The 13399-nt window shown below is 71.7% G+C and carries 9 protein-coding genes; 2 read left to right on the plus strand and 7 right to left on the minus strand.

What is annotated here, in order from left to right; genetic code table 11:
• Nucleotides 1–4: 4 nt before the first annotated feature.
• The 3 genes from LO772_RS01565 to LO772_RS01575 all read right to left on the minus strand — a co-directional run bounded on the left by LO772_RS01565 (nt 5) and on the right by LO772_RS01575 (nt 3651).
• Complete coding sequence (locus tag LO772_RS01565; protein WP_269453223.1) at nt 5–823, minus strand: aldo/keto reductase; 819 nt, start codon at nt 821–823, stop codon at nt 5–7.
• Between the two features lie 112 nt (nt 824–935).
• Nucleotides 936–2360, minus strand: a complete 1425-nt coding sequence (gene rox / locus LO772_RS01570; RefSeq protein ID WP_231776481.1) for a rifampin monooxygenase — start codon at nt 2358–2360, stop codon at nt 936–938.
• 466 nt (nt 2361–2826) lie between these two features.
• Complete coding sequence (locus LO772_RS01575; protein ID WP_231776482.1) at nt 2827–3651, minus strand: hypothetical protein; 825 nt, start codon at nt 3649–3651, stop codon at nt 2827–2829.
• Nucleotides 3652–4155: 504 nt separating this feature from the next.
• Here LO772_RS01575 and LO772_RS01580 point away from each other — a divergent pair.
• Nucleotides 4156–4542, plus strand: a complete 387-nt coding sequence (locus LO772_RS01580; protein WP_231776483.1) for a hypothetical protein — start codon at nt 4156–4158, stop codon at nt 4540–4542.
• A gap of 110 nt (nt 4543–4652) precedes the next feature.
• Here LO772_RS01580 and LO772_RS01585 read toward each other — a convergent pair whose 3' ends face one another.
• Both LO772_RS01585 and LO772_RS01590 read right to left on the minus strand, forming a co-directional pair.
• Nucleotides 4653–5285 carry a GDSL-type esterase/lipase family protein gene (locus LO772_RS01585; protein ID WP_231776484.1) on the minus strand — a complete coding sequence of 211 codons (633 nt, stop codon included), beginning with the start codon at nt 5283–5285 and terminating at the stop codon, nt 4653–4655.
• 478 nt (nt 5286–5763) lie between these two features.
• On the minus strand, nt 5764–6174 hold the full coding sequence (locus LO772_RS01590) for a Fur family transcriptional regulator (protein ID WP_231776485.1): 411 nt from the start codon (nt 6172–6174) through the stop codon (nt 5764–5766).
• Between the two features lie 280 nt (nt 6175–6454).
• Here LO772_RS01590 and katG point away from each other — a divergent pair, with 280 nt between their 5' ends.
• Nucleotides 6455–8698, plus strand: a complete 2244-nt coding sequence (gene katG / locus LO772_RS01595; protein ID WP_231776486.1) for a catalase/peroxidase HPI — start codon at nt 6455–6457, stop codon at nt 8696–8698.
• Between the two features lie 572 nt (nt 8699–9270).
• Here katG and LO772_RS01600 read toward each other — a convergent pair.
• Both LO772_RS01600 and LO772_RS36055 read right to left on the minus strand, forming a co-directional pair.
• Nucleotides 9271–11664 (minus strand): ATP-binding cassette domain-containing protein, encoded by a 2394-nt coding sequence (locus LO772_RS01600; protein ID WP_231776487.1) that lies wholly within the window; start codon nt 11662–11664, stop codon nt 9271–9273.
• A 471-nt stretch (nt 11665–12135) separates the two neighbouring features.
• Entirely contained in the window at nt 12136–13341 is a 1206-nt protein-coding gene (locus tag LO772_RS36055; protein ID WP_331717303.1) for a TetR/AcrR family transcriptional regulator, read from the minus strand.
• Nucleotides 13342–13399: the final 58 nt, after the last annotated feature.

The raw sequence follows: 13399 nt of genomic DNA on the forward strand, positions 1-13399 counted from the left end.
CCGACTACGCCAACCCGTCGAGGAGTTCGCGCTGCTCCCGGTTCAGGCGCAGCTCCTGCGCGGCCAGATTCTCCGTCAGGTGGTCGATCCGCGATGTCCCCGGGATCGGGAGGATCACCGGCGAGTGGGCGAGCAGCCAGGCCAGCGCCACCTGGGTGGGTGTGGCGTCCGACTCGGAGGCGATGGCGGCGACCTCGGCCCGGGCGCCCGCGTCACCCCAGGCGACCGTGCGCCACGGCAGGAACGCGATACCCGCCTCCTCGCAGACCGCGAGCACGGGCTCGTGTTCGCGGTCGAGGAGGTTGTAGCGGTTCTGCACGCTCGCGATGTCGACGACGGCCCGGGCCTGGGCGAGTTCGTCGACGGTGACCTCGGACAGCCCGATGCGGCCGATCTTGCCCTCGGTCCGCAAGTCCCGCAGGGTGCCCACCTGTTCGGCCAGCGGGACCTCGGGATCGACGCGATGCAGTTGCAGCAACTCGATCCGGTCCACCCGCAGTCGGCGCAGCGCCTGGTCGACCTGCCCGCGCAGCACGTCCGGTCGGCCGTCGTACCGCCATTCGCCGGACGAACTCGACCGCGAGATACCGATTTTCGTGGTGATCAGCAGCTCTTCCGGGTACGGGAACAGCGCGTCCGCGAGCAACTCCTCGTTGCCGCCGCCGCCATAGAGGTACGCGGTGTCGATCAGCGTGATCCCCAGCTCCACCGCCCGCCGGGCCACCGCGAGCGCGTTCTCCCGAACCGCTCCCGGTTCCGTCGCCAAATGCATGGCCCCGAACCCGAGTCGCCCGACTTCCAGGTCCCCGCCGATCCGAAACACCGTCGATTCCGCCACGTGTGGTCCGCGCCCCTTCCCCGGTCGAAGGGCAACGCTAACAGCCCGCTGGGGCAGGGGCGGTCGACCCGCTTCGGAGCGAGGCGGACGGGACGGCTCAGGCCGCCGCGCCGAACCACTCGGGCAGGTGGGCCGCCAGATCGCCCTGGTCCTCGCCGACCCAGGCGACGTGTCCGTCCGGGCGCAACAGCAGTGCGGGAACGTCGAGTTCGTCGCCGCTGTCGACGACGTGGTCGACGCGGTCCGCCCAACCGTCCACTGACAGGCGGCCGGTCCGGTCGAGCAGCAGGCCGCGGCCGGAGTGCGTCAGGTCGTACAGCCGGCCCTGCTTGAGCCGGATGTCCCGCAGGCGGCGGCCGAGCAGTTCGTGGCCCTCGCCGACGTCGTAGCGGATCCCGATCGCGGAGATCTTCTCGATCAGGTGGCGGTTGACGTCCTCGAACGCGATGAGTTCCGAGAGGATTTGGCGCAGCGCCCGAGGGCCCGGCTCGGGGAGCAGCAGGGTGGTCTGCGCGCGGGTGAGTTCGAGGACGCCCGCGGCCACCGGGCGGCGTTCGCTCTCGTACGTGTCGAGCAGGCCGTCCGGCGCCCAGCCGTTGATCTCGGCGGCGAGCTTCCAGCCCAGGTTGAACGCGTCCTGGACGCCGAGGTTGAGCCCCTGTCCGCCGACCGGCGGGTGGATGTGCGCGGCGTCGCCGGCCAGCAGCACGCGGCCGATGCGGTAGCGGTCGGCCAGCCGGGTGGCGTCGCCGAAGCGGGTGAGGCGGCGCGGTGCGTGGACGCCGAAGTCGGTCCCGGCGATCGCCCGTACCTCGTCCCGGAGTTCGTCGAGCGTCGGGGGAACGTCCCGGTGCGTGCCGAGTTTTCGGGTGGGGACGACGAAGCGGTAGGTGTCGCCTTCGGACGGCCCGATGCCGAAGCGCACTTCCGTCTCACGGATCCTGGCGACCGCGGCGGCGACGTCCGGCCACGGTGCGGTCAACTCCGCCTCCGCCAAAAGCCATTCGACCCGATTGGGCTCGCCGGGGAAACCGATGTCGAGCAGCTTGCGCACGGTGCTGCGGCCTCCGTCGCAGCCGACCAGGTAGCGCGCGGACTCCCGTGTGCCGTCGGACAGTTCGGCGGTCACCCCGTCGTCGTCGCGATGCAGCCCGACCAGTTCGCAGCCGCGCCGGATCTCGGCGCCCGACTCGACGGCGTGCTCGGCCAGGAGGCGGTCGGTGACGACCTGCGGGATGCCGAGGACATACGAGTGCGCGGTGTCCATGCCTTCGGGCCATTCCCGGCCGAGGGCCGCGAAGAAGCCCCCACCCGTGTACTTCGTGCCGTGCGCGAGGAAGCGGTCCAGGAGACCCCGTTGGGCCATCACCTCGATGCTGCGCACGTGCAGGCCGAGCGCGCGCGAGTACGGGGTGGGCTCGGCCTCCTTGTCCACCACGAGCACCCGCACACCGTGCAACCGCAACTCGCCGGCCAGCATCAACCCGGTGGGCCCGGCACCGACGATGATCACATCAATCACGAAATTCCCCACTCGACAGGATCATTCGACCGGGCGGCTCCGCGGCACGTGTCGGCGGGACGGTAGGTGTCCCCGCTTTCGCCCCGCGCGTGTCAGCTCTTTCGCAAAACCCAACGAATCTCTCAAATACCGGATTTCGTCAGGTTCCCGGCCTCGGTCGACGATTCTGCGGCATACCGGGGGCCTTGCCGCAAGGCCCCCGGTGCGCTATATGTTGAGGAGGGCAAGGAGGACGCACTCCTTGCCTTTCGTCGTCTCCGGGGACGGTGTGCGGGCCGGGCGGGGGCTGCCGGGCATCGGGCTTGTGGGCGCTCCCCCGCGCGGGTCCTGCCGTCGTCCGACGGGCGAGCCCCCGCACACGCCGCAGGGACCGATGCTCATGGTGGGTCTGCTCCGCCGCGGAGGCCCCGGGGCCAAGCTGCGGCCCAAGGCCCAAGGCCAAGGCCCAAAGCTCAGGACCCAGGACTCAGGGACAGGTCTCCCCGAACTTGACCACGTCGAGCGTCACCGGTTGGCCGGTGTACGGCGTACCGGGAGCCGGAGTCTGGCCGCACACCAGCCAGTTGCTGCGCACCAGCACCATGCGCCCGGTTCCGGAGACGTCGCGGACGCTCACGCTCGCCGACCGCGGAAAGGCGTCGCGGGCGACGTTCGCGCTCTTGCCGACCACGTTCGGCACGGGATCGCCCTGATCCGCCGAAGTCGTCTCGACAGGCACGGGGTTCGCCGGACACGTCTCGTCGACGCGGACCACTCCGAAGGTGATCGTCGCGTCCTCGGCGACCGGGCCCGGCGCCGGGTCCTGGAAGCAGACCTGCCATTCGCGACCAAGGATCTGCATCCTGTCGCGGCCGAGCGCATCGGTCGACGCGAGGTGGAAGTACCCCGCGGCCTGGGCGGTGTCCTGTGCCGTCTGGAGCCCCTGCCCGACGAACAGCGGCAGCACCGGCGCGGCGGCCCGCGACGGCACGGGAGCGGACGGGGCTTCGGCGGACGCGGACGCGGCCGGGTCGGCACCGGTCGGCCCGGACGGATCCGCGGCCGAACTGCCCGTCGGCGCTCCCGGCGTCCCGGCGGCAGACGAGACCGAGGCCCCGGCGGCGGTCCCGTCCGCCTTGTCGGACCCGGACCCGGAGCCCGACACCGACCCGGCCACCGCACCCACGATGCCCAGGATCACCAGCACCGCCACACCGACGACGACCCCGGCCTTGACCTTGTTGCCGGCGGCCCACTCCCGGATTGCGGCCCCGCGCGTACGACCGGGTGCGGCCGGTGGTTCGTGTGTCATCGCGTTCCCCTGGTGTCCGTCGGCGCATCACCGTGCTGTCACGGCCTCAGGGCGGGGGCCGGCACGCCGGGACGCGCTCGCGCGCCGTATCCGAGGGCCCCCGCCCGGTGACCGACAAGTCTGACCGCAGTCGTGACGTTTCGCCCTCCGTTCCGGAAATCCGCGGCCACGGACGGAACACAAAGGCCGGAGGACGAACGGGCCCACCCGCCCGCTTCCGAAGTCGCACAGCGCGACGCCCGCCCCGCCCGGGCGACACCAACCAGGACGCACCCACCCTCCCCGCGACGTGGGATCCGTCACCCGCACCGCCGCCCACACCACTCGACGCCCGAGCGTTCATGCGCATTACCGACCCGCAGACCGACACGAGCCAGACATCGCGCCACCGCAACAGACGCCACCCCGCCCGCCTCCCCAACCCGGCGGTCGGACCGGCCCACCAGGCCGTCCACCACCCCTGATATAACGCTGGAGTCACGAAGAACCCGACGGGGGAGCACCATGCCACGTACCCGCCTCGCCATCCTCGCGGCCGTCGCCGCCCCGATCCTGCTCGTGGGCTGCGGCAGCCAGGAGGCGTCGACCTCGGCCGGGGCGACGTCCCCGGGGGCGAACCCGTCGAACGCCGTGTCGTTCCAGCCGCCGACCGACGCGCAGAAGACGGCGGTCATCGCCGCACTCACCGCGATCGACCCCGCGCTGACCACATCGGCGGACACCGCGATCTTCCACGCCATGAGCACGTGCGACGACCTGCGCATCGTCAAGGACCGGGCGACAGTCGTCGCGTACGCCGCGGACCGCTACCGCGGGACGGGCGCCGACGTGGACACCGCGAAGGCCGCCAGGATCGTCGACGCGATCAGCACCGCCTACTGCAAGGTCTGAGCCCGAGCCCGGCCAACCGCGGCCACCCGCCGTCGGCCGGGCTCGACGCCGATGCGCCGACCGCCGCGCCAACCGCCCGCGCCCCGACACACCGCCGCCCCGGGCTCCCGTCACACCGCCGAGCCGCTGCGCTCGCCCCCGCTCCCCCGCCCGAGGTCCAGTCCGTCGACGTACGGCCGCAGCACCTCCACCCACGCCGCGTATCCGGCCCCGTTCAGGTGCAGGCTGTCGACCGTGAACGCGGGTCGCAGGCCGTCCGTTTCATCGGCGAGCGCCGGCCACAGGTCGATGTACGTCGCGTCGGCGTCCTTCGCGATCTCCCGGTAGGCGGCGTTGAGTTCGTGCAGCCGACCCGCCACCTCGGGCTCGCGCGGCATCACACTCTGGATGAACAGGTCGGCGTGCGGGGCACGTTCGCGGATGGCGCTCACCAAGTGGCGCATGCCTTCCGCGATCTGACCGGGCGTCAGGCGTGGCCTCCGGGCGAACACCTGGTCCTTGGCGAGTCCGGTCTCCAGGTCGTTCGTCCCGATGAGCAGGAAGATCGCGGCGGGGTCGACGACCGCGGTGTCGAGTCGGGCCAGGACGTCGGCGACGGTGTTGCCGCCGATTCCCCGGTTCACCAGCGGAACATCCGGAAACCACTCGTGCCACAGGCCGCCCTCGGTGATGCTGTCCCCCAGCAGGACCACGCATCCGGGCGGCGGGACAAGCTCGGCGAACTGCGTTGCGCGCAGGGTCATTTGGTCCGCGATCGCGGTGATCATCCGCTGCCGCAGGGGCTCGGGAATCCTGGCGTGACGCTTCCTCGGGCACGGGTCGGGACCGGCGGAGCCGCAGGACGCGCTCGGCCGGGACAGCGCGCGGTACGCCGTCGGTAATGCGCTTCAGCGAAGCGTGACACCGCACCCGTGCCACGGGCAGGACACCGCCGCCGCGACCTCGTGCCCGGAGCAGGTGCCACGAGCCCGGCGCACGGGGAGGACCCTGCCGACGAACACGCGCGAGCACACGGCGCCTCCCGCCGCCCAGCGCCGACATCGGTCCCGCCGAGCGCGGCAATCAAGCCCCCCGGGAAACCCGAGAGCGTACGCACCCCGAGACCTCGCGCCCCGGCCCGTCCTCACCGGCACGAGGACGGTCACCGCGGCGGTCGCGCCGCCCCGGCCGTACGGCGGGCGCGGCCCCGGTTTCCGCCCCCGGAGCCGAACACGCGTGCTTCTACGCGCAGTTCGGGCACAGCCCCCGGTAGGTGACCTCGACCTCGGACACCGTGAAGCCGAAGCGCTGGTCCGCCGGGAGGTCGGTGAGCGGGTCCCCGTCGGGGTGGACGTCGCGGATGGTGCCGCACTTGGAGCACACCAGGTGCTGGTGCGGGCGGTGCGCGTTGGGGTCGTAGCGCTTGGCGCGGCCGTCGGTCGCGACCTCGATGACCTCGCCGAGGGAGACCAGTTCGCCCAGCGTGTTGTAGACGGTCGCCCGGGAGATCTCGGGCAGACGCCGCGCCGCGCGGGCGTGCACCTCGTCGGCGGTCAGATGCGTGTGGTCGCCACTGAGGACCTCGGCGACGACCCGCCGCTGGGAGGTCATGCGCCAGCCGCGTCCTCGCAGTCGTTCCAGCAGGTCGCTCATGCCGACACCTCGCTTCGCTCGGAGCCGCATTCGCGAAGCGCATCCACCGCGGTGATTCGTTCGCTTCGCTCGCTCATGTGGGTTCACCTTTTCGGCGTAACAGCGTACGGCGTGACTACGGGCGAGTTTACCAGCGGATGTCCGGCTTCCGATTCAATATGGGACTGGGAAATTTCTTGACTTGGACTCTGTCCATCGTAGGATCGTTGGCGGTGACAGCGCTGTCCCGGGATTGCCGCCGAGTCCGAGCACCTGATCGACCTGCTGCGGAAGGATTCCCATGTCTGCTTCTGAGGGCGAAAACCACGACGCAATCGTCACCGACGCGAAGGACGAGGGCACCGGTGGTTGCCCCGTCGCGCACGGACGTGCCCCACACCCGACGCAAGGCGGCGGCAACCGCCAGTGGTGGCCCGAGCGCCTGAATCTCAAGATCCTCGCGAAGAACCCGCCGTCGGCGAATCCCTTCGGAGCGGATTTCGACTACGCCGAGGCGTTCAAGACCCTCGATCTCCCGGCGGTGAAGCGGGACATCGCCGAGGTCCTGACCACCTCGCAGGACTGGTGGCCGGCCGACTTCGGCAACTACGGCCCGCTCATGATCCGCATGGCGTGGCACAGCGCCGGCACGTACCGCATCAGCGACGGGCGCGGCGGCGCGGGAACGGGGCAGCAGCGCTTCGCCCCGCTGAACAGCTGGCCCGACAACGGCAACCTCGACAAGGCCCGCCGCCTGCTGTGGCCGGTCAAGCAGAAGTACGGCCGCAACCTCTCGTGGGCCGACCTGCTCATCCTCGCGGGCAACGTCGCGCTGGAGTCGATGGGCTTCGAGACGTTCGGCTTCGGCGGCGGGCGGGTGGACGCGTGGGAGCCCGACGAGGACGTCTACTGGGGGCCGGAGACCACGTGGCTCGGCGACGAGCGCTACACCGGCGACCGTGAGCTGGAGAACCCGCTCGGCGCGGTCCAGATGGGCCTCATCTACGTCAACCCCGAAGGCCCCAACGGCACTCCGGACCCGATCGCCGCGGCGCGCGACATCCGCGAGACGTTCCGCCGCATGGCGATGAACGACGAGGAGACCGTCGCCCTCATCGCGGGCGGCCACACCTTCGGCAAGACGCACGGCGCCGGCCCCGCGGAGAGCGTGGGCGCCGACCCCGAGGCGGCGGCGATCGAGCAGCAGGGGCTCGGCTGGTCGAGCACGTACGGCACGGGCAAGGGCGGCGACGCGATCACCAGCGGCCTGGAGGGCATCTGGACCGCCACGCCGACCGCGTGGGACAACAGCTTCTTCGAGACGCTGTTCGGCTACGAGTGGGAGCTGTTCCAGAGCCCCGCCGGAGCCAACCAGTGGCGGCCGAAGGACGGCGCCGGAGCGGGCACGGTCCCGGACGCGCACGACCCGGCGAAGACGCACGCTCCGACGATGCTGACGACCGACCTCTCGCTGCGGTTCGACCCGGCGTACGAGCAGATCTCGCGGCGCTTCCTGGAGAGCCCGGAGGCGTTCGCGGACGCGTTCGCCCGTGCGTGGTACAAGCTGACGCACCGCGACATGGGCCCGGCCGTCCGGCTGCTCGGCTCGGAGGTCCCGGCGGAGACCCTGCTGTGGCAGGACCCCCTCCCCGAGGCGCCCGCGGAGTCGATCGGCGCGGACGACATCGCGGCCCTGAAGGCGCGCGTGCTGGCCGCCGACGTGACGGTGTCCGACCTGGTGTCGGCCGCGTGGGCGTCGGCGTCGACGTTCCGCGGCAGCGACAAGCGCGGCGGCGCGAACGGCGCGCGGGTGCGCCTGCAACCGCAGATCGGCTGGGAGGTCAACGACCCCGACCGGCTCGCGACGGTGCTGAGCGCGCTGGAGGGGATCCAGAAGTCGTTCAACGCCGACAAGGCCGACGGTGCGCGGGTCTCGCTCGCCGACCTGATCGTGCTCGCGGGCGGCGCGGCCATCGAGAAGGCCGCGAAGGACGCCGGGGTCGACGTCGAGGTGCCGTTCACGCCGGGCCGTGTGGACGCGTCGCAGGAGGAGACCGACGTCGAGTCGTTCGCGGCGCTCGAACCGACCGCGGACGGATTCCGCAACTACCACGGGAAGGGCAACCGGCTCCCCGCCGAGTACCTGCTGATCGACCGGGCGAACCTGCTGACCCTGAGCGCCCCCGAGCTGACGGTGCTGGTCGGTGGCCTGCGGGTGCTGGGCGCGAACCAGGGGCAGTCGTCGCTGGGCGTCCTCACGACGTCGCCCGGCACGCTGACCAACGACTTCTTCCGCAACCTGCTGGACACGGGGACGACGTGGCACGCGGTCGCCGAGGACGGCAACGCGTTCGAGGGCCGCGACGCCGCCACCGGCGAGGTCCGGTGGACCGGCAGCCGCGCCGACCTCGTCTTCGGCTCCAACGCCGAACTGCGCGCGGTCGCCGAGGTCTACGCGAGCGACGACGCGCGCGAGAAGTTCGTCGCCGACTTCGTCGCGGCCTGGGCCAAGGTGATGGACCTGGACCGGTTCGACCTGGCGTGACCCTCAACCCCTGAGACGCGCGAATCCCGGCGGCAAACCCGGGATTCGCGCGTCTCGGCATGCGGGGACGACGCACACTCGGCAGCCCAGTCCGGCCGCGCCGAGGTGCCGAGGTGCCGAGGTGCCGAGGTGCCGAGGTGAGCATCACCCCGAACGCCCGAACGCCTGAACGCCGCACGCCGCACGCGCCGCGCGGTCGCCGGCACCGCCGCCCGACGGTCGCGGCTCGGCCCACGCCGCAACCGACCGCGCAGACGACCGGCCGGCCGCCGTCCACACACCGACACGACCCGACGACAGTGCGGACGCAGCGCGAGAAGCCGCCCGTTGTCATATCGACGGCCGGCGAACGACGCGGCGATCGCCGGGACGAGGCGCGCCCACCCACCCGTGCCACCCCCGGCCGCGTCTCGGCGGGGGCCGAGCGGCACCGGTCCGCTGTGGGCGTCTCGGCCGGACACTCCGGCACCCGGGCACGCAACGAAACGGGCGACGCGGGCGAGCCGGTGGGCGGCGGGTGCGGGCGGCGGGCCGGGGGTTCGGTTTCCCCTCGCCCGCCGCCGCGCCTCGGCTTATGCGCCGACGTACTCCGCGAGGTGTTCGCCGGTGAGGGTCGGGCGGGCGGTGACCAGGTCTGCCGGGGTGCCTTCGTAGACGATGGTGCCGCCGTCGTGGCCGCCGCCGGGGCCGAGGTCGATGATCCAGTCGGCGTGGGCCATCACCGCCGGGTGGTGTTCGATGACGATGACCGACTTGCCGGAGTCGACGAGGCGGTCCAGCAGGCCGAGCAGTTGCTCGACGTCCGCGAGGTGCAGGCCGGTCGTGGGCTCGTCCAGGACGTAGACGCCGCCCTTGTCCGCCATGTGCGTCGCGAGTTTGAGCCGCTGCCGCTCGCCGCCCGACAGCGTCGTGAGCGGCTGGCCGAGGCGCAGGTAGCCGAGGCCGACGTCGGAGAGGCGCCGCAGGACGCGGTGGGCCGCGGGGGTGTGCGCGTCGCCCCCGCCGAAGAAGGCATCGGCCTCGTCGACCGACATCGCCAGCACCTCGCTGATGTCGCGCCCGCCGAGGTGGTGGTCGAGCACCGCGGCCTGGAACCGCCTGCCCTCGCACTCGTCGCACGTGGTCGCGACGCCGGCCATCATCGCCAGGTCGGTGTAGACGACGCCGGCGCCGTTGCACGCGGGGCAGGCGCCCTCGGAGTTGGCGCTGAACAGCGCCGGCTTGACGCCGTTGGCCTTCGCGAACGCCTTGCGGATCGGGTCGAGCAGGCCCGTGTACGTCGCCGGGTTGCTGCGCCGCGAGCCCCGGATGGGCGTCTGGTCGACGGAGACGACGCCCGCCGACGCGGGGATCGAGCCGTGGATCAGCGAGCTTTTGCCGGAGCCGGCCACCCCGGTGACCACACACAGCACGCCGAGCGGGATGTCGACGTCGACGTCGCGCAGGTTGTGTGTGTTCGCGCCGGTGATCGCGAGCGACCCGGTGGGCTTGCGCACCTCGTCCTTGAGGACGGCCCGGTCGTCGAGGTGCCGCCCGGTGACGGTGTCGCCGGAGCGCAGCCCGTCGACCGTTCCCTCGAAGCAGACCATGCCGCCCGCCGATCCCGCCCCCGGGCCCAGGTCGACGACGTGGTCGGCGATCGCGATCGTCTGCGGCTTGTGCTCGACGACGAGCACGGTGTTGCCCTTGTCGCGCAGCCGCAGCAGCAAATCGTTCATGCGCCGGATGTCGTGGGGGTGCAGGCCGGTCGTGGGCTCGTCGAAGACGTACGTCGTGTCGGTGAGCGAGGAGCCGAGGTGGCGGATCATCTTGACGCGCTGCGCCTCGCCGCCGGACAACGTGCCGGAGGGCCGGTCGAGCGACAGGTAGCCGAGGCCGATCTCGGTGAACGAGTCGAGTGTGCGGCCGAGCGTGGTGAGCAGCGGTGCCACGGAGGGCTCGTCCAGCGCCCGCACCCACGCGGCGAGGTCGCTGATCTGCATCGCGCACGCGTCGGCGATGCTGATGCCGGCGATCTTCGACGACCGGGCGGCCTCCGCGAGGCGCGTGCCGTCGCAGTCCGGGCACGTGGTGAAGGTGACCGCGCGCTCGACGAAGGCCCGGATGTGCGGCTGCATCGCCTCCTTGTCCTTGGACAGGAACGACTTCTGGATCTTGGGGATCAGCCCTTCGTAGGTGAGGTTCACGCCCTCGACCTTGACCTTGACCGGCTCGTGGTACAGGAAGTCCCGCATCTCCTTCTTGGTGAACTTCGCGATCGGTTTGTCCGGGTCGAGGACGCCGGACTCGGCGTAGAGCCGCACGGTCCAGAAGCTGTCGGACTTCCAGCCCGGGATGGTGAACGCGCCCTCGGCGATCGACTTGGAGTCGTCGTACAGCTGCGTGAGGTCGATGTCGGAGACCGTGCCGCGGCCCTCGCAGCCGGGACACATGCCGCCGGTCCGCGAGAAGGTGGCCTTGACCGCCTTCTTGTCGGCCCCGCGGTCGACGGTGATCGCGCCGCTCGCGGTCACCGAGGGGACGTTGAACGCGAACGCGCCCGGCGGGCCGATGTGCGGTCGGCCGAGCCGGCTGAAGAGGATGCGCAGCATCGCGTTGGCGTCGGTGGCGGTGCCGACCGTGGAGCGCGGGTCGGAGCCGATGCGCTGCTGGTCGACGATGATCGCGGTGGTCAGGCCCTCGAGGACGTCGACCTCGGGCCGCGCGAGCGTCGGCATGAAGCCCTGGACGAACGCGCTGTAGGTCTCGTTGATCAGCCGCTGCGACTCCGCGGCGATCGTGCCGAAGACCAGGGAGCTTTTGCCCGAGCCGGAGACGCCGGTGAACACGGTGAGGCGGCGCTTGGGAATCTCGACGTGGACGTCCTTGAGGTTGTTCACGCGCGCGCCGTGCACGCGGATCCAGTCGTGGCTGTCGGCTTCCCTCGGCGCGGGCGATGACGCGTCCGTGCTCGTGGCCTTGCTCATCGTGTCTCCATCTGTCGGTCCGTCGTACGGCTGCGCGCGGTCGAGCCCCGATTCCACGGCTGCCGCGGACGGGGGTCGCGGCGGTCAGGGCGTCAGGCTAGGCACGGCCCGGCGGCGAGCGCTTCTCGATTCGTGATCGATGCGCGGCCCGAGGGGTCCGACCGCACGCCACTCGAACAATAGTTCCTATCCGAGGGCGGCGGGACGACATGCGAAAAACACGTGCGGGCGTGATCGGCGAGGGGCGTATATGTGCTTTGACCGAATTTCAGGGCCCGGCAAGGTCTTGCCACGGGCCAGAGTGGCTCCCGGCGGCTCGGGCGACCCGTACGCGGGGCTCGACGCCGTCGAGCGGGCGGTGCTGCGCGAGGTGACGCGCATGGGCGTGCCGCTGCGGGCGTGGCAGAACCACGCGTACGTGCTCGGGCTGGACGACCCCGAGGGGTTGCTCGGGCTAACGCACTTAGATATTCAATCCCGCGGCGGCCCGGGGTCCGCGCACATCCGCAGGAACGTGTCGACCAGAGCGGCTATGTCGACGGACGGGTCCAGCAGCCACTGCGTCCGCAGGCCGTCGACGACGGCGGGCAGCAGGCGGGCCAGGTCGTCGGCCCGTTCGTCGTCGCGGACGCGGTGCTCGCGCTGGGCCCGGGTCAGCCCCGCGGCGAGCGAGGCGTGCGCGGCCTTGCCCCGGTCGGCGAAGTAGTCGTGCGCGGGGTGTTCGGGGTCGGTCGCGGACGCCGAGAGCGTGGCCAGGAGTCTGATCAGTCCCGGCTCGTCGAGCTCGTGCCGCACCCACGCGGTCACCGCCGCGGCGGGGTCGTCCTCGGCGCGGACCGGCGCCGCGCCGGATTCGCCGCGTTCCCTCAGGACCGCGAGCAGCAGTTCCTCACGTGACGCGAAGTAGTGCAGCAGCGACGGCTGTTTCACGCCGACCCGGTTCGCGATCTCCTGGAGCGTGCCGCGCGTGCCCGGCTCCGCGAAGACCTCCAGCGCGGCCCGCAGGATCTGTTCGCGCCGGGTGGCGCCCTTGAGGGGCACGTCGCGGCGGCGGTCGCCGGGCGGCCGCGCGGGGCCCGGTACCGCGGCCGGCGGCGTTTCCGCGCCGAACAGCACGCTCAGCACGTCCCGCATGATCTCCGGGTGGTCGTCCTGCCCGGGGTCGAGCAGCCACTGCTGCTGCATCCCGTCGAGCAGCCCGAGCAGCGCGACCGCCGCCGCGCGCGGGGTCAGGCCGCTGGGCAGGCGCTCGCCCCAGCGCTCGGTGAAGCTGTCGACCATACGGGTGCGCACCCCCGCGTAGTGGTCGCGGAAGTACTGCTGCGCGGGGTGCCCTTCGGTCACGCTCTCGCCCAGCAGCACGCTGTAGACCTGGGTGAGGCCCGCGCGCTCGTGGTCATGCGCGACGACCTGGGCCATCTGCGCGGGCAGGTCCTCCTCGGCGTACGCCGACCGCAGGCGTTCGCGGGCGAAGTCCTCGCGCCGGGCGAGGACTTCCACGAGCAGCCGCTCCTTGCTGGGGAAATAGTGCAGGACACCCTGCCGGGTCAGCCCCACCCGCTGTGCGATCGCGTCCATCGAGGCGCCTTGGTAACCGCGTACGGCGAACAGCTCCAGCGCGGCGTCGATGATCTCGTCGCGCCTGCTCCGCGTCGTACCCGTTTGTCCGATCGTCACGTCCGGACCCTATCGCCAGGCCTCCTCCATCCTCTACGTTCCTACCTACACGTAAGTA

Source organism: Yinghuangia sp. ASG 101, from assembly GCF_021165735.1.
Classification (GTDB): domain Bacteria; phylum Actinomycetota; class Actinomycetes; order Streptomycetales; family Streptomycetaceae; genus Yinghuangia.

What these genes read in the sequence shown, in the direction of transcription:
- LO772_RS01575 (WP_231776482.1), bottom strand. Translation starts at nt 3,651, where the DNA reads ATGACACACGAACCACCGGCCGCACCCGGTCGTACGCGCGGGGCCGCA.
- LO772_RS01580 (WP_231776483.1), top strand. Translation starts at nt 4,156, where the DNA reads ATGCCACGTACCCGCCTCGCCATCCTCGCGGCCGTCGCCGCCCCGATC.
- LO772_RS01585 (WP_231776484.1), bottom strand. Translation starts at nt 5,285, where the DNA reads ATGACCCTGCGCGCAACGCAGTTCGCCGAGCTTGTCCCGCCGCCCGGA.
- LO772_RS01590 (WP_231776485.1), bottom strand. Translation starts at nt 6,174, where the DNA reads ATGAGCGACCTGCTGGAACGACTGCGAGGACGCGGCTGGCGCATGACC.
- katG (WP_231776486.1), top strand. Translation starts at nt 6,455, where the DNA reads ATGTCTGCTTCTGAGGGCGAAAACCACGACGCAATCGTCACCGACGCG.
- LO772_RS01600 (WP_231776487.1), bottom strand. Translation starts at nt 11,664, where the DNA reads ATGAGCAAGGCCACGAGCACGGACGCGTCATCGCCCGCGCCGAGGGAA.